This window comes from Variovorax sp. 679 (genome assembly GCF_003952185.1).
In the GTDB taxonomy this organism is placed as follows: domain Bacteria; phylum Pseudomonadota; class Gammaproteobacteria; order Burkholderiales; family Burkholderiaceae_C; genus Variovorax.
The window spans coordinates 95050-114924 of sequence record NZ_RXFS01000002.1 but is presented as its reverse complement, the minus strand read 5'-3'; the positions used below and the strand labels follow the sequence as shown (position 1 = coordinate 114924).

Annotated in this window: 17 protein-coding genes; 11 read left to right on the top strand and 6 right to left on the bottom strand. The window is 68.2% G+C overall.

Translation table 11 applies throughout. The annotated features are described in order from the left end of the window. Positions 1-5 precede the first annotated feature (5 nt). Both EJO71_RS04480 and EJO71_RS04475 read right to left on the bottom strand, forming a co-directional pair. Positions 6-1064, bottom strand: coding sequence for a homoserine kinase (locus tag EJO71_RS04480; RefSeq protein ID WP_125947947.1), 1059 nt, complete (start codon positions 1062-1064; stop codon positions 6-8). A 55-nt stretch (positions 1065-1119) separates the two neighbouring features. Then, entirely contained in the window at positions 1120-1494 is a 375-nt protein-coding gene (locus EJO71_RS04475) for a hypothetical protein (RefSeq protein WP_125947948.1), read from the bottom strand. Between the two features lie 97 nt (positions 1495-1591). On the opposite strand from EJO71_RS04475, the gene polA reads away from it, so the two are divergent. The 6 genes from polA to EJO71_RS04445 all read left to right on the top strand — a co-directional run bounded on the left by polA (position 1592) and on the right by EJO71_RS04445 (position 10986). Beyond that, complete coding sequence (gene polA, locus EJO71_RS04470) at positions 1592-4411, top strand: DNA polymerase I (protein ID WP_125947949.1); 2820 nt, start codon at positions 1592-1594, stop codon at positions 4409-4411. A gap of 64 nt (positions 4412-4475) precedes the next feature. Further along, positions 4476-5765 (top strand): M20/M25/M40 family metallo-hydrolase, encoded by a 1290-nt coding sequence (locus EJO71_RS04465; RefSeq protein ID WP_125948061.1) that lies wholly within the window; start codon positions 4476-4478, stop codon positions 5763-5765. Positions 5766-5785: 20 nt separating this feature from the next. After that, complete coding sequence (locus EJO71_RS04460) at positions 5786-6691, top strand: LysR substrate-binding domain-containing protein (RefSeq protein WP_125947950.1); 906 nt, start codon at positions 5786-5788, stop codon at positions 6689-6691. Positions 6692-6700: 9 nt separating this feature from the next. Further along, on the top strand, positions 6701-7057 hold the full coding sequence (locus tag EJO71_RS04455; RefSeq protein WP_125947951.1) for a hypothetical protein: 357 nt from the start codon (positions 6701-6703) through the stop codon (positions 7055-7057). A gap of 117 nt (positions 7058-7174) precedes the next feature. Continuing rightward, complete coding sequence (locus EJO71_RS04450) at positions 7175-9394, top strand: TonB-dependent receptor (RefSeq protein WP_240651297.1); 2220 nt, start codon at positions 7175-7177, stop codon at positions 9392-9394. A 17-nt stretch (positions 9395-9411) separates the two neighbouring features. Next, positions 9412-10986, top strand: a complete 1575-nt coding sequence (locus EJO71_RS04445) for a PepSY domain-containing protein (protein ID WP_125947952.1) — start codon at positions 9412-9414, stop codon at positions 10984-10986. Here the strand turns inward: EJO71_RS04445 and EJO71_RS04440 are convergent. Beyond that, entirely contained in the window at positions 10919-12145 is a 1227-nt protein-coding gene (locus EJO71_RS04440; RefSeq protein WP_125947953.1) for a D-amino acid dehydrogenase, read from the bottom strand. The genes EJO71_RS04445 and EJO71_RS04440 overlap by 68 nt on opposite strands. A gap of 192 nt (positions 12146-12337) precedes the next feature. On the opposite strand from EJO71_RS04440, the gene EJO71_RS04435 reads away from it, so the two are divergent. The 5 genes from EJO71_RS04435 (at position 12338) to EJO71_RS04415 (ending at position 16343) form a co-directional block, all read left to right on the top strand. Next, the gene (locus tag EJO71_RS04435; protein WP_125947954.1) at positions 12338-13228 is read left to right on the top strand and encodes a transporter substrate-binding domain-containing protein; all 891 of its coding nucleotides are present in this window, start codon (positions 12338-12340) and stop codon (positions 13226-13228) included. A 37-nt stretch (positions 13229-13265) separates the two neighbouring features. Continuing rightward, entirely contained in the window at positions 13266-14009 is a 744-nt protein-coding gene (locus tag EJO71_RS04430) for an amino acid racemase (RefSeq protein ID WP_276311650.1), read from the top strand. A 103-nt stretch (positions 14010-14112) separates the two neighbouring features. After that, positions 14113-15009: a dienelactone hydrolase family protein gene (locus EJO71_RS04425; RefSeq protein ID WP_125947955.1), complete on the top strand. Its 897-nt coding sequence runs from the start codon at positions 14113-14115 to the stop codon at positions 15007-15009. Positions 15010-15129: 120 nt separating this feature from the next. Beyond that, complete coding sequence (locus EJO71_RS04420; RefSeq protein WP_125947956.1) at positions 15130-16011, top strand: ZIP family metal transporter; 882 nt, start codon at positions 15130-15132, stop codon at positions 16009-16011. A 119-nt stretch (positions 16012-16130) separates the two neighbouring features. Further along, positions 16131-16343 (top strand): hypothetical protein, encoded by a 213-nt coding sequence (locus tag EJO71_RS04415; RefSeq protein ID WP_125947957.1) that lies wholly within the window; start codon positions 16131-16133, stop codon positions 16341-16343. A gap of 15 nt (positions 16344-16358) precedes the next feature. Here EJO71_RS04415 and EJO71_RS04410 read toward each other — a convergent pair whose 3' ends face one another. Genes EJO71_RS04410 through EJO71_RS04400 form a run of 3 tightly spaced genes read right to left on the bottom strand, consistent with a single transcriptional unit; the run spans position 16359 to position 19865 of the window. Beyond that, positions 16359-17816, bottom strand: coding sequence for a D-aminoacylase (locus EJO71_RS04410; RefSeq protein WP_125947958.1), 1458 nt, complete (start codon positions 17814-17816; stop codon positions 16359-16361). Positions 17817-17844: 28 nt separating this feature from the next. Further along, positions 17845-18837, bottom strand: coding sequence for an oligopeptide/dipeptide ABC transporter ATP-binding protein (locus tag EJO71_RS04405; RefSeq protein WP_125947959.1), 993 nt, complete (start codon positions 18835-18837; stop codon positions 17845-17847). After that, entirely contained in the window at positions 18834-19865 is a 1032-nt protein-coding gene (locus EJO71_RS04400; protein ID WP_125947960.1) for an ABC transporter ATP-binding protein, read from the bottom strand. The genes EJO71_RS04405 and EJO71_RS04400 overlap by 4 nt, the downstream gene beginning before the upstream one ends. Between the last annotated feature and the right edge of the window lie 10 nt (positions 19866-19875).

Sequence of the window (19875 nt, the reverse complement as noted above, 5' to 3'; positions counted from 1 at the left end):
GAAGGTCAGGCAGCCAGCAGCGGCTCGAGAGCCTGCGCCATGGCATGCGGATGGGTGGCGCGGTCGCGCAGCACGCGCTCGAAGTGCGTGGGGTCATGGGGCTTGAGCATGCTCGCCTCGCGCGGCAGATGGAAGTCCCAGAGGCGGGAGATCCAGAAGCGCAGCGCCGCGGCGCGCAGCATTGCGGGCAGCAGTGCGCGCTCGGCGCCGTTCAGCGTGCGCACGCTCTCGTAGGCCGACAGCAGCGCGTCGGCGCGCTCGGCATCGTGCCGGCCGGTCGGCAGGTCGATGGCCCAGTCGTTCAGGCACACGGCCAGATCGAACAGCCAGGTGTCGGTGCCGGCGAAGTAGAAGTCGAACACGCCGGTCAGGCGCGGGGCCGCGCCGGCGTCGCCACCGGTGGCGAACATCACGTTGTCGCGGAACATGTCGGCATGCACCGGGCCGCGCGGCAGGGCTGCATAGGCCGAAGACTCTGCCACGTGGTTCTGGTAGGCCAGTTCGGCGCGCAGCAGGGCCGCTTGCGGCTCCTCGATGTACGGCAGCACCACCGGCACCGTCTCGTTCCACCAGGGCAGTCCGCGAAGGTTCGGCTGGATGCGGGGGTAGTCGCGTCCCGCGAGGTGCATGCGCGCCAGCATCGCGCCCAGTTCGGCGCAATGCGCCGCGCCGGGGGCCAGTTCGCTGCGGCCGGAGAGCTTCTGCACCACCGCCGCGGGCTTGCCGGCCACCGTGTGCAGCAGGTCGCATGCGGCGTCGGCGGGTACCGGGGGCTGGCCCTTCCTGGGCTTTTCTGCATTGGCGGGTTCCGGCACCGCCACGGGCGCGGGCACCGGCAGGCCAGCGCTCGCCAGGTGCTTCATCAGACAAAGGTAGTAAGGGAGCTGCTCGGCGCTCAGGCGTTCGAACAGCGTCAACACGAACTCGCCCGACTCGGTGGTCGCGAAGTAGTTGGTGTTCTCGATGCCTCCCTCGATGCCGCGCAGTTCGCGCAGCGGGCCCAGGCCCAGGCGTTGGACGAGCGCGTCTGCCTCGCCGAAACCGACTTCGGTGAAAACTGCCATGGGGGTACTCAGCGCCGCGTTGCCGCTGCAATAACTGGGACAGAAAGGCGCACGGTCAGAACTTCATCACGTTCCAGACGCGGGGGCCGTTGGCGCCCGTTTCCGACGAACCCTGGCGGCCCGTGTACGAGTCGGCCGGCAGCACTTCGTAGCCCGGCATGTTCGACTTGGGCTTGACGTTGATGCTCTGGGTACGGCCGCCATAGCGGACTTCGTCGACCGAGGCGCCGCTGTCTTCGGTATGGATGTTCTCGACCTTCTGGTTGCGTCGGCCTTCGGCCTTGGCCTGCTCCTGATTCTGTAGCGCATCGGCCGGAGCCGCCGCCGGAGCGGGCGTGGCCGCCTGCTGCGCCTGCACGGCGGCAAAGGGGGTTGCGAAGGCCAGCGCCAGCAGGATGCGGCGGGCGACCAGGAGTGTGGAGCTAGGCATGCATGCATTGTAGGCGCGCACCCGGTTCCGGGACGTCGGTTTGCACCTCATGGCATCGTGGTTCCGGGCGCCGTCCCGGGCACGGCAAAATGGCCCGATGACCGACAAGAAAACGCTGCTGCTCGTCGACGGATCGAGCTACCTCTACCGCGCCTTCCACGCGATGCCCGACCTGAGGGCCGTGCCCGGCGACCCCAAGAGCCCGGCGACCGGTGCCATCCGGGGAATGATCAACATGATGACCGCGCTGCGCCGCGAGGTGCGCGCGGACTACGCGGCCTGCATCTTCGATGCGCCCGGCAAGACCTTCCGCGACGACTGGTACCCCGAGTACAAGGCCAACCGCTCGCCGATGCCCGACGACCTGCGCAGCCAGATCGACCCCATCCACGAAGTGGTGAAGCTGCTCGGCTGGCCCGTGCTCAGCGTGCCCGACGTGGAAGCCGACGACGTCATCGGCACGCTCGCCAGGGTCGCCTCCGCCCAGGGCGTCGAGGTGATCGTCTCCAGCGGCGACAAGGACCTGAGCCAGCTGGTCGACGAGCACATCACCATCATCGACACCATGAACGGCAAGCGCCGCGACGTGGCCGGCGTCACCGCCGAGTTCGGCGTGCCGCCCAGCCTGATGATCGACTACCAGACGCTGGTGGGCGACACGGTCGACAACGTTCCCGGCGTGCCGAAGGTCGGCCCGAAGACTGCTGCCAAGTGGCTGCTCGAATACGGCTCGCTCGACGCGCTGATCGAACGCGCCGCCGAAGTGAAGGGCGCTGCGGGCGAGAACCTGCGCCAGGCCCTCGACCAGTTGCCGCTGAGCAAGCGCCTCGTCACCATCCGCACCGATTGCGACCTCGACGGCCACGTCACCGGCCTGCCGTCGCTCGAGGGCCTGCCCGTGGGCGCGCCGCAGACGGCCGAGCTGAAGCCCTTCTACGAGAAGTTCGGCTTCAAGAGCCTGGTCAAGACGCTCGAAGCACAGGAAGTTCCGCCCGAGCTGATCGAGGAGCACGCCAGGAAGAAGGCTTCCTCTCCCAAGGCCGGCACCGACCAGGGCGGCCTGTTCGACGAGCCTGCCGACATGCAGGCGCTGGAAGCCGCCGAGCCCGCGAGCAATCTCAAGTACGACACGATCATGAGCTGGGAGCAGTTCGACGCCTGGCTCGCGAAGCTCGAGGCGGCCGAGCTCACCGCCATCGACACCGAAACCACCTCGCTCGACGAGATGGTCGCGCAGATCGTCGGCATCAGCTTCAGCGTCACGCCCGGCGAGGCGGCCTACATTCCGCTCACGCACAACTACCCCGATGCGCCCGAGCAGCTGCCCATCGACGAGGTGCTGGCAAAGCTCAAGCCCTGGCTGGAGAACGGTGCGAAGAAGAAGCTCGGCCAGCACATCAAGTACGACCGCCATGTGTTCGCCAACCACGGCATCGAGGTGCAGGGCTACGCGCACGACACCATGCTGCAGAGCTACGTGCTCGAGGTGCACAAGCCGCACGGCCTGTCGAGCCTGGCCGAGCGCCACCTGGGGCGCAGCGGCATCTCGTACGAAGACCTGTGCGGCAAGGGCGCGCACCAGATCTCGTTCAGCCAGGTCGACATTGCGAAGGCTGCGGAGTATTCGTGCGAGGACAGCGACCAGACGCTGGACGTGCACAACACGCTGTGGCCACGTCTGCAGGCCGACGAGAAGCTGAGCTTCATCTACCAGCTCGAGATGGATTCGAGCGAGGCGCTCTACCGCGTCGAGCGCAACGGCGTGCTGATCGACGCTCCCACGCTGGCCACGCAGAGCCACGAGCTCGGCAAGCGCATCATGGAACTGGAGCAAGAGGCCTACGACATTGCCGGCCAGCCCTTCAACCTCGGCTCGCCCAAGCAGATCGGCGAGATCTTCTTCACCAAGCTGGGCCTGCCCGTGGTCAAGAAGACGCCGAGCGGAGCGCCCAGCACCGACGAAGAGGTGCTCGAGAAGCTGGCGGAAGACTATCCGCTGCCCGCCAAGATCCTCGAGCACCGCAGCCTCTCGAAGCTCAAGGGCACCTACACCGACAAGCTCGGCCAGCTGGCCAACCCGCGCACCGGACGCGTGCACACGCACTACGCGCAGGCCGTGGCCGTCACGGGCCGGCTGAGCAGCAACGACCCGAACCTGCAGAACATCCCGATCCGCACGCCCGAAGGCCGCCGCGTGCGCGAGGCCTTCGTGGCGCCGGCGGGCAGCGTGATCGCCAGCGCCGACTACTCGCAGATCGAGTTGCGCATCATGGCCCACATCAGCGGTGACGAGTCGCTGCTGCGCGCCTTCACCGAGGGCATCGACGTGCACCGCGCGACGGCGGCCGAGGTGTTCGGCTCCACGCCCGACCAGGTGTCGAGCGAACAGCGCCGCTACGCCAAGGTCATCAACTTCGGCCTGATCTACGGCATGAGCAGCTTCGGCCTCGCGAAGAACCTGGGCATCGAGAACAAGGCCGCGGCCTCGTACATCGAGCGCTACTTCGCGCGCTATCCGGGCGTGAAGGCCTACATGGACGAGACGAAGGCGCTCGCCAAGGAGCAGGGCTATGTCGAAACCGTGTTCGGCCGGCGCCTGTACCTGCCCGAGATCAATTCGCCCAACGGCCCGCGCCGCGGCGGCGCCGAGCGCGCGGCCATCAATGCGCCGATGCAGGGCACGGCGGCCGACCTGATCAAGCTCAGCATGGTCAAGGTACAGAACGTGCTTGACGAGGAGAAGCGAGGCACCCGGATGATCATGCAGGTGCACGACGAACTGGTGTTCGAAGTGCCCGAGGCCGAGATCGAATGGGTGCGCACCGAAATCCCTCGTCTCATGGCCGGCGTCGCCTCGCTGAAGGTGCCGCTGCTGGCCGAGATCGGCGTCGGCCCCAACTGGGACAAGGCGCACTGACCGTTTCACTGAAGAAGCAGAGAACAAGACGAGACAACCAACCGAGAAGAAGCAAACAGAAATGATCCGATTCCCGCACCGCAAACTCCTGATCGCCGCCGCCTGTGCGGCCTGCCTGGGCACCGCCTTCGCGGCGCCCGACGCCAGCATCGCCGCGCTCGCCGCCAAGGAAAAGCCCGCGCTGCTCGACACGCTGAAGGAGCTGGTCTCCATCGAGTCCGGCAGCCGCGACCTCGAAGGCCTGGAGAAGATCTCCGACCTGATCGCGGCGAAGTTCAAGGCGCTGGGCGGGCAGGTCGAGCTGATCGACCCGAGCGCCGAGGCCTACCGCATGGAAGACACGCCCGAGAAGATCGGTCGCGTGGTGCGCGCCACCTTCAAGGGCACGGGCAAGAAGAAGATCCTGCTGATCGCGCACATGGACACGGTCTACACCGTGGGCATGCTCAACAAGCAGCCGTTCCGCATCGAGGGCGACAAGGCCTACGGCCTGGGCATCGCCGACGACAAGCAGGGCGTGGCCGTCATCACGCACATCGTGTCGATGCTGCAGGCGATGAAGTTCAAGGAATACGGCACGCTCACCGTGCTCATCAACGGCGACGAGGAAATCAGCTCGCCCGGCGCACGCGCGCTCATCACGCGCATGGGCAGCGAGCACGACGCGGTGCTGTCCTTCGAAGGCGCCTCGGTGAAGGACGACAAGCTCTCGCTCGCCACGGCGGGCATCGCCTCGGTCACGCTGAACGTCACCGGCAAGGCCTCGCACGCGGGCTCGGCGCCCGAGCTGGGCGTGAACGCGCTGTACGAGCTGTCGCACCAGATCCTGCAGATGCGTGACCTGTCCGATCCGGCCACGGGCCTGAAGATGAACTGGACCATCTCGAAGTCGGGCACCAACCGCAACGTGATCCCGGCCAGCGCCACGGCCGCAGCCGACGTGCGCGTGCTGAAGGTCAGCGACTACGACCGCATCGAGCAGCAGGTGAACGAGCGCGTGAAGAAGCAGCTCATTCCCGAGGCAAAGGTCGAGCTGAAGTTCGAGCGCCGCCGTCCGCCGCTGGAGTCGAGCGACGCCTCGATCGCCATGGCTCGCCATGCGCAGCAGATCTACAAGGACGAACTCGGCCTGCCGCTGGGTGCCGACGACAAGGCTGCCGGTGGCGGCACCGACGCGGCCTTCGCCGCGCTCAAGACCAAGGCGCCGGTCGTCGAACGCTTCGGCCTGCAGGGCTTCGGCGCGCACTCGGCCGACGCCGAATACGTGCTGGTCAATTCGATCGAGCCGCGCCTGTACCTCGGCACGCGCATGGTCATGGACCTGGCCCGCGGCAAGGCTTCCTCCGGCAACTGACACACCCGCCGCCGCTCGCGATGCGCCTGCGCCACATCGAGGTTTTCAACGCGATCATGCTCACGGGCAGCGTGAGCGCGGCGGCGCGGCTCATCAACATCACGCAGCCGGCGGTGAGCCGCACGCTGCAGCATGCCGAGCTGCAGCTTGGCTTTCCACTGTTCCAGCGCGCCAAGGGGCGGCTCACGCCGACCACCGAGGCGCTCACGCTGTATCCGCACATCGAGCGGCTCTTCGCGCAGCTCGACGAGGTGCAGCGGCTGGCCTCCAACCTGCGCACGGCCGGCGACACGGGCGAGTTGCGCATCCTCAGCGTGCTGGCGCTGAGCTACGACATCCTGCCGCGCGCGCTCAAGGCCTTCCGCGAAAAGCATCCGGGCTACGCGATCACCGTGGAGTCGCTGCACTCGCCGCAGATCATGTCGGCGCTGCTGCTGCAGGAGGCCGACGTGGGCTTCGCCTTCAGCCCCGCGGTGCACCCTTCGCTCACGCAGGAGACGCTGGCCGACAGCCGAATGGTGTGCATCGCGCCCAAGGGCATGCTGCCGCGCGCGCTGGTGCGCAACGGCTCGGCGGCGCTGCATGACCTCATCGACCGCCCGGTGATCGGCCTGGACAGCCGCGACCCCGTGGGCACCAGCCTGAGCCAGGCCTGCCGGCAGGCGGGCGTGGGCTTCCAGCAGGCGGTGGTCACGGTGCAGACCTACCACGCGGCGCTGGCCATGGCGCACCATGGCATCGGCGTGGCACTGGTCGACGGCTGCACGGCGCGCTCGGCCGACCGCGAGAAGGTCGACGTGCTGAGGCTGGAGCCGCACATCCCGGTGCCGATCCGCGCGCTGCGTTTCGCGGCGCGGCCCGACTCGGTGGCGGTGCGCGGCATCACGCGCTGCATGCGCGAGGCGATCGAGCAGGCCGGGCCATAATCCGGCGCCATGCACGCCCTCCGACGCTCTCACTCGCTGTACCGTCTGGTGCTCGCGTGGTTCATGGCGTCGCTGCTGATTGCCGGCGCCTCGCCGATCGTGCATCCGCAGGCCATCGAGCTGGTGTGCTCCAGCGCCGGCGCCGTCAAGGCGATCGTGCAAGGCGAGGATGGTCCGGTCGAACTGGGCACCACTGCAATGGACTGCCCGCTGTGCATGGTCTCCGCGCCGACTCCCCTGGCTGCACAAGCGACGCTGCCGTCGCCTCAGCCGCTTGGCCGCGCACTGCAGTCCATTCCGGCCGCCCGCATCGCGGCGGCCACGGCTTCGCCGCTTCCAGCGCGCGGGCCGCCGGCTCTCTCCTGACACCGTAGCTTCTTCCTTCACCCGTCGCCGTCCGGCCAGGACCGGCGGCGCGGTGAGCTTCCGGTCGTTGTGCGGCTGGTGTCGCCGTTCGGGCGCGCCGCCGCAAAGAGAGATTCCATGTCACGTCGTTCCATGTCCCGGGGCGGCGCCGTCTTGCGCGGTGCCTTGCCCGGTCTCGTTCCATCCACTTCCACACTCGGGCTTCTGGCCTTGTTCGGCACTGCCGGCGCACAGGCGTGGGCCCAGCAATCCGCCACGCATGCCTTGCCGCAGGTCGAGGTGACCGGGGAGGCGGTCGCGCCCAACGGCCGTCTCGACCTCGACACGCCCTCCGACACCGCGAGCCGCCTCGGCCTCACGCCGCGCGAGACGCCCGCCTCGGTGACGGTGGTGAGCCGCGCCGTCATCGATGCGCGCGGCGCGCAGAACACGCAGGAAATCCTGCGCGCGATTCCGGGCGTGACCGCGCACGACGCGCCGGGCAACATCGGCGCGAGCTACCGCGGTTTCGGCAGCAACTCCATCGCCCAGCTGTTCAACGGCATCAACGTTCAGTATTCGATTGCGGCCCGTCCGGTGGACAGCTGGATCTACGACCGCGTCGAGGCCATCGGCGGCCCGTCGAGCTTTCTGTTCGGCTCCGGGGCGCTGGGCGGCTCGATCAACTACATCACCAAGATCGCCGAGCGCGGCGACTTCACCGAGGCGCAACTGCGTTTGGGTACGCAGAACCTCCGGGAGGCTTCTTTCGGGCTCAACCGGCGCATCGCCGGAGACGGCGGCGCCGGCAGCCACTACGCCCGCATCGACGTGAACCGCCGCGAGGCCGACGGCTGGACCGACGGCACGCGCAACAAGGCCACGCAGATGGCGGCCTCGCTGGTCTCCGACTTCGGCGGCGGCGTGAAGCACACGCTGGCCTACGAGTACCAGGACGAGCAGGTCGATCGGCCCTACTGGGGAACGCCAGCTCTGAACCCCGTGGCCGGCACGATGCGCATCGACCGCGGCATCCGCTTCAAGAACTACAACAGCGCCGACGGCATCTATGCCCAGCGCGTGCAGTGGCTGCGCTCGGTGACCGAATGGCAGGCCAGCGACGCGCTGCAGTTCAGGAACACCTTCTATGCCTACGACGCCCTGCGCGACTACCGCAACGTCGAGAGCTATCGCTACAACGCCGCCAACACGGCGGTGATCCGCTCCGGCGCGCTGCTGCAGCGGCACGACCAGGACCTGGTCGGCAACCGTGTCGAGGGTATCTACAAGGGCCGGCTCGGCGGCCTGCGCAGCGACTGGGCCTTCGGGCTGGACTTCAGCGTGAACCGGCAGACGCGCTTTCCCAACAGCCTGCCCGGGGTGGTGAGCACGGTGAACCCCTACGTCTTCGCCACCGAGCGCTTCTTCGACGTGCGGGGCATGGTGCCCGGCTTCCGCCCTGACCGGAGCAACAAGGTCACGACCACCGCGCTCTATCTGGAGAACCGCACCGCGCTACAGCCATCGCTTCATCTCGTGACGGCGCTGCGCCATGAGCGCATCGACCTCGACGTGGTCAACCGCCGCACGGTGGACGCGGCCAATCCGGCCAGTTTCCAGCGCGGCTACAAGCCCACTACCGGACGCATCGGCCTCGTGTGGGACGTCTCGCCCGGCGCCAGCCTTTACGCGCAGTACGCCACCGCCGCCGATCCGCCCTCGGGCGTGCTTTCCACGGCCTCGTTCGCCGACGTGCGCAACAACAGCGAGCTCACCACGGGCCGGCAGGCGGAGGTCGGCGGCAAGTTCGATTTCTGGCAGGGCAAGGGCACGGCCACGCTCGCGGCCTACAGCATCCGCCGCAGCAACATCGCGTCGCAGGACCCGAACAACAGCGCGCTCACGGTGCTCGTCGGCGAGCAGTCGTCCAAGGGCGTGGAACTGGCGCTCGGGCTGCAGCCGACGCCGCGGTGGTCGCTGCAGGGCAACGTCACCTACGTCGATGCGCGCTACGAGCGCTTCACGCAGGGCGGTGTTTCGCTCGCGGGCCGCACGCCGACCAACACGCCGGCCGTGGTGGCCAACCTCTGGGCGTCGTATGCGATCACGCCGCAGCTGCAGGCGAGCGCGGGGCTGCGGCACGTCGGCAAGGTCTATGCCGATGCGGCCAACACGACGAGCTGGCCGGCCTACACGCTGCTCGACCTGGGGCTGAGCTGGAAGCTGAGCCGCTCCGTCACCGTGGTGGGGCGCATCCGCAACGTGACGAACAAGGTCTATGCGGCGAACCTGGGAACCACCTTCGCGTACCTCGGTGCGCCGCGCACGGCGGATGTCGCGCTGCGCGTGAGCTTCTAGCGGAAGGGGAGAGCGCCATGCATCTCAAGCGCTGGCTGTTCCTTGTCCATCGCTGGCTGGGCGTTGTCGCCTGCGCCTTCTTCGCGATGTGGTTCGTTTCCGGGGTGGTGATGATGTACGTGGGCTACCCCAAGCTCACGGAGGCAGAGCGTTTGCGGCACCTGCCGCCGCTCGGTGCGTCGCAGCAGCTCCTGGGGCCGGCGCAGGCGCTGGAGGCGGCGGGCATTGCAGGGCCGCTGCAGTCGCTGCGGCTTGCAGCGGCGAGTGGCGGGCAGGCGGTGTATCTCGCGGTGCCGGTGCGCGAGGCCGCAATCGGCGGGCGCAAGCCTCCGCCCGGCAGCGGCACCATCGTGGTCGATGCGCGGACCGGCGGCGTGCTGCGCGAGGTCGATCGCCAGCGGGTGCTCGCGAGCGCACGGGCTTATGCGGGTGCCGGCGTGGCGGTGGACTATCGCGGCGCCATCGATGAAGACGCCTTCACGCATTCGCGCGGGCTCGATGCCCATCGCCCGCTGCATGTGGTCGAGCTTGCCGATGCGCAGGCCACGCGGCTCTACGTGTCGGGCAGGACCGGCGAGGTGGTGCGCGACGCGCCGCGCGCGGAGCGCCTCTGGAACTACGCCGGGGCGTGGATCCACTGGCTGTATCCGCTGCGTGGAGGCGCGCTGGATGCCTACTGGGCCGACATCGTCAACTGGCTCTCGATCATCTGCATCGCCGTCGCGCTGACGGGCACGGTGGTGGGTCTGATGCGCTGGCGCTTCAGGCGCGTCTACCGCAGCGGGTCACATTCGCCGTACCAGGGCTTCGCGATGCGCTGGCATCACATCAGCGGATTGCTGTTCGCGCTCGTCACGTTGACATGGATCTTCAGCGGGCTGATGTCGATGAACCCGTGGCGCGTGTTCGATGGCAAGGCAGCGGCCCTGCGGGTCGATGCGATGAACGGAGGGGCGTTGACCATTGGCGCGCAGGACGCCTCGCCAGTTGTCTTGCTGGCCTCGACGGGCGGCGGCGTGCGCGAACTGAGTTGGGCGCGGCGTGCCGGGCAGACGCTGGTGCTGGCCAGTACAGCCTCGGGCCGGCCCATCGTGCGCGATGCACTCACCGCGCAGCCGTACGCGCTGGACCCCGAGGCGCTGAAAGGCGCGGTCGCCCGCCTGCTGCCCGACGCGGTCGCGCGCATCGACGTGCTGCGCACCTACGACGTCCACTACTACGCGCGCGAGGCGCACACCATGACCGGCGGCACCGACAAGCCGCTGCCCGTCTGGCGCGTCGTGTTCACCGACGCGCCCGCGAGCTGGGTGCACGTCGATCCGCTGACGGGCACCGTGCTGGGCCGCATCGACAGCCATCGTCGCGCGAGCCGCTGGCTGTTCGCCATGCTGCACAGCTGGGACTGGCTGCCGCTGCTGGAGCGCCGCCCCCTGTGGGATGTGGTGCTGGTCGCATTGAGTCTGGGTGGTGCGATGCTGAGCCTGACCGGCGTGGTGATCGGCTGGCGGCGCCTCGGCCGCAAGCTCAGGCTGCCGAAGCCGCAGGATCCAGCGCCTGCGCGATCCGAAGCGCCGAGCCGAAGGCCAGCGTGAAACCCAGCGCGCCGTGGCCGGTGTTGAACAGCATGTTCGACGGAGCGCTGCCGAGCCGTCCGATGATCGGCAGCCCCTTGGGCGTGGCGGGGCGCATGCCGGTCCATGGATGCAGTTCCTCGAGCCGGCTCGCATGCGGGAAGAGGGCGCGCGTGGCGGCTGCCAGGGTTTCGATGCGCGTGGCCGGAATGCTCGCGTCGTGCCCCACGAGCTCGGCCATGCCCGCCACGCGCAGGCGCGATCCGATGCGTGCGAAAACAACCTTGCGTGCGCTGTCCGTCACGTTCACGTGCGGCGCGGCGCCGGGCGCGGGATCGACTTCCACCGTGATGCTGTAGCCCTTGAGCGGATACACCGGCAGGTAGGCTCCAAGCGCGCGCCCCAGCCTGTGCGAGGCCGAGCCCAGCGCCATCACGAAGGCGTCGGCCTCCACCTCGCCGTCGCTGGTGCGTGCTGCCGCGATGCGGTTTGCCTTGCGCGCGAAGCCGTGTACGTCGGTACCGGACAAGAAGCGTACGCCGCGCGCGCTCAATGCCTTCGTCAACTCGGTGCACACCTTGAGGCAGTCGGCTGCGCATTCGCTCGGCGTGTGCACGGCGCCCGCCATCTGGTCGCGGTAGCCGGCGAGCGCGGGCTCGATGGCGACGCATTCTTCGGGCGTCACCAGCCGCTGCTCGCTGCCCATGGTGCGCTGCAGTTCGAGCTGTGCCCGCGCACCTTCGAGCGAGGCTGCACTGGCATACAGCACCAGCTTGCCGGTGGCGGAGAAATCGCAATCGGGCGTGAGCTCGGCACGCATCGCCTCGAACTCGACGCGGCTCGAGGCGGCCAGCTCCAGCAGCCTGGCCGTGGTGTCGCGCGAGGTGTTTGCATTGCAGGCCGCGAGAAATTCCATGCCCCAGCGCCACTGCAGCGGATCGAGCTGCGGCCGCAGCTTGAGCGGCGAGGCGGGCGACAGCAGCAGCTTGGGCAGCTGCTTCCAGATCGACGGATCGGCCAGCGGCTGCACGTACGAATAGCTGAGCTGCGCGCCGTTGCCGCCGCTCGCGCCCGAGCCGGGCGCGGCGCGGTCGATCACGGTGACCTGATAGCCCCGGCGTTCGAGCTGCCAGGCGGTTGCCAGGCCCACGATGCCGGCACCGAGCACACACACATGCATGGAGGCAACTTTCCGGAGGTTGATCGAGAACTGAAGCCGTGACTGTAGGCGCGCGCGGTCCCGGCCGGAAATGCCAAAAGAACCCCGGCCCATAACCTTTGGGCATGGCCCAGGTTTCATTTGGAATTTGTGGTTTTGTCGCCCTCGTTCCTACACTGGCCGCCTGTTCAGTTCAACCGAATGAAGGCTCGAATGAAACTCTCCGTCCTGATGGCTTCCATGGCCGCCACGGTGCTCTTCACCGCCACCGGCGCACAGGCCGCCGACACGCTGGCCAAGATCGCCGAGTCCGGCAAGATCACGCTCTCCTATCGCGAGTCGTCGGTGCCCTTCAGCTACCTCGACGGCCCCAACAAGCCGATCGGGATGGCGGTCGACCTCTCCAACGCCGTGGTCGAGGCGGTGAAGAAGAAGCTGAACAAGCCCAACCTGCAAGTGGCGTTGATGCCCGTGACCTCGCAGAACCGCATCCCGCTCATCACCAACGGCACAGTCGACCTGGAGTGCGGCTCCACTACCAACAACACCGCGCGCGGCAAGGACGTGGCCTTCGCCATCAACCACTTCTACACCGGCACGCGCCTGCTGGTGAAGAAGTCTTCGAAGATCAAGAACTACGCCGACCTCGCGAAGAAGACCGTCGCCAGCACCACCGGCACCACCAACGCCCTGGTCATGCGAAAGTACAACACCGAGAAGAGCCTCGGCATGGACATCGTGCTCGGCAAGGACCACGCCGATTCGTTCCTGCTGGTCGAGAGCGACCGCGCCGCGGCCTTCGCGATGGACGACATCCTGCTGTACGGCCTGATCGCCAATGCCAAGACGCCGGGCGACTTCGAGGTGGTGGGCGATTCGCTGCAGGTCGAGCCCTACGCCTGCATGCTGCCCAAGGACGACCCCGCCTTCAAGAAGCTGGTGGACGACACCTTCGCGGGCCTCATGAAGAGCGGCGAGTTCGAGAAGCTCTACAACAAGTGGTTCATGCAACCGATTCCGCCGAAGAACGTGCCGCTGAACCTGCCGATGAGCCCGCAGCTCAAGGAAAACCTCAAGGCCCTCAGCGACAAGCCGGCGACCTGACAACGGCGCGGCGAGAGAGAAAGAAAAGGAAGTTGCAGTGACGCAGGTTGTCGGCATTCTTGGAGGCATGGGCCCCGCGGCGGGTGCCGACTTCGTGCGGCTCTTCGTGCAGGCCTGCACGCAGCAGATGCGTGCGCGCGGCGAGCCGGTGCGCGACCAGTCCTTTCCCGAGCACTGGCTTGCGCAGGTGCCGGTGCCCGATCGCACCGAGGCACTGGCTTCGGTCGATCAGGGCGCGCACCAGCCGCTGGAGCCGATGCTGCAGGCGCTGGGCCGGCTGGCCGCGCTCGGCAGCCGGACCGTGGCCATCGCCTGCAACACGGCCCACGCATGGCACGCCAGCCTGCAGGAGCGCTTTCCGCAGGTGGAGCTGCTGCACATGGCGCGCGAGACGGCGCGACACCTCGCGTCGCAGGGAGCGACCGGCGTGGCGCTCATGGCCACCGAAGGCACCTATCGCATCCGTCTTTACGAGAAGGCGCTGGCCGAGGAGGGCCTGGACTGCCACGTGCCGCTGCCCGAGGAGCGCCAGATCATCACGCGCGGCATTTTCGAGGGCGTGAAGGCCGGCAACATGCAGCTCGCCGAGCAGTGTTTCTCCGACGTGGCGCTGCGGCTGGCCGGGCGCCACGGCCCCGTCTCCATCGTCATGGGCTGCACCGAGGTGCCGCTGGGCCTGCAGGGCTCGGCCGCGGTGGCGGGGCTCGATCTCGTCGATCCCGCGCAGGTGCTGGCAGCGGCGCTGGCACGCCGTGCCTACGGGGTGCCGCAACCCCACTGAGACCAGGGGGCATAGAGGCACCGGCCGATTTCGCCTACATTGCGGCGTGCGTTTTTTCATGGCGCAACGCCCCTTGTCCGACGATCCAACCGGAGCCCATTCCATGCCTCTCGACGACAGCCGTTCCGACTTCGATTCGCTTCGCCCCGGCGAGAGCACAGAGCAGGGCGCCACGCGCCGCACCGCACTCAAGGCCGCCATCGGCGTGGGCTATGCAGCCGCCGTGCTGCCGGTGGCCGCGCAGACCGCCATCAGTACCTCGGCCGAAGGCCTGAAGGCCGGCCCGATCAAGTACACCGTCAACGGTTTCGACGTGCCCGCCTACGCGGCCGCGCCCGCCGGCAAGACCGGCCTGCCGGTGATCCTGGTGATCCAGGAAATCTTCGGCGTGCACGAGTACATCGCCGACACCTGCCGCCGCTTTGCCCAACTCGGCTACCTGGCCATCGCGCCTGAGCTCTACGCCCGCCAGGGCGACCCGCGCGGCTACACCGACATTCCCAAGCTGCAGGCCGAGGTCGTCACCAAGGTGCCCGACGCACAAGTCCTGGCCGACCTCGACGGCGCGCTGGCCTATGCCAAGGCCAACGGCGGCGATACCAGCAAGGCCGGCATCACCGGCTTCTGCTGGGGCGGACGCATCGTCTGGCTCTATGCGGCCACCGGCAAGGTCAAGGCGGGCGTTGCGTGGTACGGCCGGCTGGTCGGCCAGGCCAGCGAACTCCAGCCGAAGCACCCCGTCGACATCGCCGCCAACCTGCAGGCGCCGGTGCTCGGCCTGTACGGCGGAAAAGACCAGGGCATCCCCCTTGACACGGTTGATAAGATGAAAGCTGCTCTGGCCAATGGGACTCCGGCGGCCAAGGCATCGAGCTTCGTCGTGTACCCCGAGGCAGGCCATGCATTCCATGCCGACTACCGCCCCAGCTACGTCAAGAGCGCGGCGGAAGACGGCTGGCAGCGCGCCACGGCCTGGTTCAAAGCCAATGGCGTCGCCTGAAGACGGCGCCCTGTAGCCACCCCCGCCGAAGGCCGTCGAATGACGGCCTTTCTCTTTTTATGAACGGACAACGGCCTTGCTGGAACATCTCCAGGGGCCGTCTTTCTTGCGCAAGCAGCTATGAATTTGATAGTCATCATCGCGGCGACCCTGGTTGCCGGTATCGGAAGCGTCTGGCTCGCGGCCTTCTTGCTGAAGGTGGGCGTGCGCAGCGGCTCGGGCGGCGTGAACCCGCAGCACCTGCTGAGCCTGGCGGCCGGCGCGCTGCTCGCCACCGCCTTCATGCACCTGCTGCCCGAGGCCTTCGAAAGCCGCATCGAGCCCGCGCTGCTCTTCGGCGTGCTGCTGTTCGGGCTGGTGTTCTTCTTCCTGCTCGACAAGGCCGAGCTGTGGCACCACGGGCATGAGCATCACCATGGCGACGGGCACGATGGCCACGACCACCACCATGGACACGACCACTCCCATGCGCACGAACACGGCCCCCGCACCGGCGGCTGGGCAGTGCTCACCGGCGACAGCGTGCACTGCTTCGGCGACGGCATCCTGATCGCCTCTGCCTTCACCGCCGACCTGCGCCTGGGCCTGGTGGCAGCGCTCGCAGTGCTGGCGCACGAGATTCCGCATCACATCGGCGACCTGGTCGTGCTGCGCCAGAGCTCGGCCAACCAGCGCGCGGCGCTGGTGAAGGTGTCGCTCGCCGGCACCATGACCGCGCTGGGCGGCATCGCGGGCTGGTGGCTGGTCGACCAGTTGCACGGCCTGCTGCCGTACTTCCTGGTGCTGGCCGGCAGCAGCTTCGTCTACGTGGCGCTGGCCGACCTGATTCCGCAGCTGCAGAAGCGCCTGCCGGCGCGCCAGACGGCCGCGCAGATCCTGTGGCTGGCCGCGGGCATCGTGCTGGTCACGCTGGTGAGCCGTCTCGCGCACGGCGAGCATGGGCACGACCACGGCCACGACGACCCGGGCCACGGCGAGCACGGCCACGTGCACAAGGACTGACGGCCGTCGGCAGCCCGGCTGGAAACTTTCCGACACCGACGCTGCGCGCCGGATGAACCGGAACGGCCAAAACAGGCGCACCATAGGGGGTCTGTCAGGAACAAGCCGAGGAACCGATCATGAACACCATCGACGCCACCGCGCGATCCGCCTCGCCCGCCGAAGACGACGAGGACGACACGCCTGTCGATGACTTCGAGGAGCAGGACAGCGACGTGTCCGACGATCTGTCGGATGAAACGGGCATCGATCTCACCGACGCGAGCGAACTCGATGCCGACAACGTGCCGGCGGACGAAGAGTTCGACCGCGTGATGAACGCTCCAGACTGAGCCTGCTCAAGCCTTTCAGGCAGTCACGCGCCGCGTGATCACCTGCCCGTTGCGCACGCCGCAGTGCGCTCCGTTGCGCCAGGTCAGGGCGCCATTCACGATCACCGCATCGATGCCCTCGGCCGGCTGCATCGGCGATTCGTAGTTCGCGGTGTCGCGCACCGTCGCGGCGTTGAAGATCACCACGTCGGCGTGGTGGCCCGGCTTCAGCGTGCCGCGCTCGTGCAGGCCGAAGTTGCGCGCCGTGAGCCCGGTCATCTTCCATACCGCCGTTTCCAGCGGAAACAGGCCCACGTCGCGGCTGTAGTGCCCCAGCACGCGCGGGAAGGTGCCCCACAGGCGCGGATGCGGCTTGTCGCCCAGCGGAATGCCGTCCGAGCCGATCATGGTCTCGTCGAAGGCGAGGATGCGCTGCACGTCGTCCTCGTCCATCATGAAATAGATCGCGCTGCCGGGCTGCAGCCGTTTCGCAGCCTCTTCGCCAGAAACGCCCCATTCGGCCGCGATGTCCTTCAGGTCGCGGCCCGCGCATTCGGGGTGCGGCACGCTCGAGGCGATGAGCACGCGGCCTTCCATCATCCCGCGGTCGGTGCGGATCATGGTGGAGCCGGCGGTGTACGGATAGCAGTCGAGCCCGATGCACTGGTGCTTCATCGCCTCCTGGATGAAGGGCAGCGTGACCTTCGTCTTGCCGAAGTTGCGCGTGTTCTGCACCTTGTGGTGCGACACCACCACCGGAATGTCGAGCGCGCGGCCGATGTGGAAGGTTTCTTCCAGCGACTCCATCACGCGGTCGCTCTCGTCGCGCATGTGCGTCACGTACAGCGCCTTGCGCGAACTGAGCGGGCGGCCGACCTCGATGATCTCCTCGGTCGTCGCCTTCACGGCGGGCGGGTAGAAGGTGCCGGTCGACAGGCCGATGGCGCCGGCCTGCATCGCTTCCTCGACCATCGCCTGCATGGCCTTGATCTCGGCGTCGTTCGCGGGGCGGTCGAGATCTGCCATCGCCACGGCGCGCAGAGTCGAGTGGCCGACCATCGCCGCCACGTTCACCGACGAGGGCGTGGCGCGCAGCGCGTCGAGGTACGCGGCGAAGCTGGTGAAGCGGCCTTCGGCGGGCGAATCGAGCAGGCTCAGCGGCATCGGCAGGTCCATGTCGGCGCGCAGCGGAGCGGCGCTGATGCCGCAGTTGCCCGCCACCACCGTGGTCACGCCCTGCGACACCTTGAACGGCATCTGCGCCTGCGACAGCACCGCCTGGTCGTCGTGCGTGTGCGAGTCGATGAAGCCGGGCGCGACGATGCGGCCGGTGGCGTCGATCGTCTGTCCGGCCGTGTGGCCCGTCAGCTTGCCGATGGCGACGATGCGGTCGCCCACGATGCCGATGTCGGCGTCGAAGCGCGGCGCCTTGGTGCCGTCGATCACGGTGCCGCCGCGGATCAGCAGTTCGTAGTGGGGGAGCTTGTCGGACACGGGGGAATCCTTTCTTTGTTCTTTCTCTTCAGCGGAAATGGCAGGCGACCAGATGGCTACCGTTCGCGGACGACGACGGCCGCTCGCCCAGCTCCGGCGCCTTCTCCTTGCACACGGCCTGCGCCATCGGGCAGCGGGTGTGGAAGCGGCAGCCCGAAGGCGGATTGGCCGGGCTCGGCGGATCGCCCTGCAGCAGCATGCGCCGCGCGGGCGTGCGCGGATTGGGCACCGGCACCGCCGACAGAAGAATCTCGGTGTAGGGATGCAGCGGCGCCGAGAACAGCGTGTCGCGGTCGGCGATCTCAACGATGTGGCCGAGGTACATCACCGCCACGCGATGGCTGATGTGGCGCACCACCGCGAGGTCGTGCGCGACGAAGAGATACGCGATGCCGAACTCGGCCTGCAGGTCCATCAGCAGGTTGACCACCTGCGCCTGCACCGAAACGTCGAGTGCGGACACCGGCTCGTCGCACACGATCAGCTTCGGGTTCAGCGCCAGCGCCCGCGCGATGCCCAGGCGCTGCCGCTGGCCGCCCGAGAACTCGTGCGGAAACTTTTTCACCGCCTCCGGCCGCAGCCCCACGCGCGAGAACAGCCACTGCACGCGTTCACGTCGCTCGGCCGATGCGCCCATGCCGAAGTTGCGCAGCGGCTCGGCCACGATGTCGCCGGCCGTCAGCCGCGGGTTCAGCGAGGCATACGGGTCCTGAAAAATGATCTGCAGGTCGCGCCGGCGCATGCGCATGTCCTCGGCGGACAGCGACAGCAGCTCCTGGCCTTCGAGCTCCACCGAGCCCGAGGTCGGCTCCACCAGCCGCATTACCGACTTGGCCGTGGTCGTCTTGCCGCAGCCCGATTCGCCGACCAGCGACAGCGTCTCGCCGCGCGCGACGTCGAAGGAAACGCCGTCCACCGCCTGGATCGACGGTCTGGCCGGCCGCAGCCAGCGCTTGGGCGACGTGTAGTGCTTGCGCAGGTTGCGCACCTGCAGCAGTGGCGTTGCAGCGGTTGTCGTCATGCGGCGATCTCCTCGGCACCCGCCCAGTTTTCTTCGACGGCGAAGCAGGCCACCACGTGGTCGCCGCCTTGCTGCGCCAGCCGCGGCGTCTCTGCGCGGCAGCGTTCGCGCGCATGGCTGCAGCGCGCGGCGAAGGCGCAGCCGCGGCCCAGCTCGTGCGCGGCCGGCACCAGCCCCGGAATCTCGGTGAGCCGCGCGCTCGCGGTGTTCATTGCGGGCATCGAGGCCATCAGCGCGCGCGTGTATGGGTGCAGCGGGCGGTCGAACAGGTCGACCACGTCGGCTTCCTCCACCTTCTTGCCGGCGTACATGACCACCACGCGGTCGCAGCTCTCGGCCACCACGCCGAGGTCGTGCGTGATCATCACCACGCCCATGCCCAGTTCCTTCTGCAGCCGCTTGATGAGGTCGAGAATCTGCGCCTGGATCGTCACGTCCAGGGCCGTCGTCGGCTCGTCGGCGATCAGCACCTCGGGGTTGCAGGCGAGGGCCAGCGCGATCATCACGCGCTGGCGCATGCCGCCTGAGAGCTGGTGCGGGTACTCGTTCACGCGGCGTTCGGGCTCGGGGATCTGCACCACGCGCAGCATCTCGACCGCGCGCTTCATCGCATCGGCGCGGCTGGCCTTCTGGTGCAGCTGCACCGTCTCGGCGATCTGGCGGCCCACGGTGAGCACCGGGTTCAGCGAGGTCATCGGCTCCTGGAAGATCATCGAGATGCGGTTGCCGCGGATCTGCCGCATCTCGCGCTCGCTCAGCTGCATCAGGTCGGTGCCGCGCAGCCGCACCGCGCCCATGTGGCGGCCGGGCGGCGTGGGCACCAGCCGCAGGATCGACAGGGCGGTCACGCTCTTGCCGCAGCCCGACTCGCCGACCACGCCGAGCGTTCGGCCCGCGCGCACCGTGTAGGAAACGCCATCGACCGAGCGCACCACGCCCGCCAGCGTGTGGAAGTGCGTGCGCAGGTTGTCGACTTCAAGCAGCGGCTCGCCGGGAGCGAGCGCGGTGTGGGACATGGGGATCGTCATGGCATGTCCT

Coding starts and splice junctions, on each gene's coding strand:
- EJO71_RS04480 (WP_125947947.1), bottom strand. CDS start 1,064: ATGGCAGTTTTCACCGAAGTCGGTTTCGGCGAGGCAGACGCGCTCGTC.
- EJO71_RS04475 (WP_125947948.1), bottom strand. CDS start 1,494: ATGCCTAGCTCCACACTCCTGGTCGCCCGCCGCATCCTGCTGGCGCTG.
- polA (WP_125947949.1), top strand. CDS start 1,592: ATGACCGACAAGAAAACGCTGCTGCTCGTCGACGGATCGAGCTACCTC.
- EJO71_RS04460 (WP_125947950.1), top strand. CDS start 5,786: ATGCGCCTGCGCCACATCGAGGTTTTCAACGCGATCATGCTCACGGGC.
- EJO71_RS04455 (WP_125947951.1), top strand. CDS start 6,701: ATGCACGCCCTCCGACGCTCTCACTCGCTGTACCGTCTGGTGCTCGCG.
- EJO71_RS04450 (WP_240651297.1), top strand. CDS start 7,175: ATGTCACGTCGTTCCATGTCCCGGGGCGGCGCCGTCTTGCGCGGTGCC.
- EJO71_RS04445 (WP_125947952.1), top strand. CDS start 9,412: ATGCATCTCAAGCGCTGGCTGTTCCTTGTCCATCGCTGGCTGGGCGTT.
- EJO71_RS04440 (WP_125947953.1), bottom strand. CDS start 12,145: ATGCATGTGTGTGTGCTCGGTGCCGGCATCGTGGGCCTGGCAACCGCC.
- EJO71_RS04435 (WP_125947954.1), top strand. CDS start 12,338: ATGAAACTCTCCGTCCTGATGGCTTCCATGGCCGCCACGGTGCTCTTC.
- EJO71_RS04425 (WP_125947955.1), top strand. CDS start 14,113: ATGCCTCTCGACGACAGCCGTTCCGACTTCGATTCGCTTCGCCCCGGC.
- EJO71_RS04420 (WP_125947956.1), top strand. CDS start 15,130: ATGAATTTGATAGTCATCATCGCGGCGACCCTGGTTGCCGGTATCGGA.
- EJO71_RS04415 (WP_125947957.1), top strand. CDS start 16,131: ATGAACACCATCGACGCCACCGCGCGATCCGCCTCGCCCGCCGAAGAC.
- EJO71_RS04405 (WP_125947959.1), bottom strand. CDS start 18,837: ATGACGACAACCGCTGCAACGCCACTGCTGCAGGTGCGCAACCTGCGC.
- EJO71_RS04400 (WP_125947960.1), bottom strand. CDS start 19,865: ATGACGATCCCCATGTCCCACACCGCGCTCGCTCCCGGCGAGCCGCTG.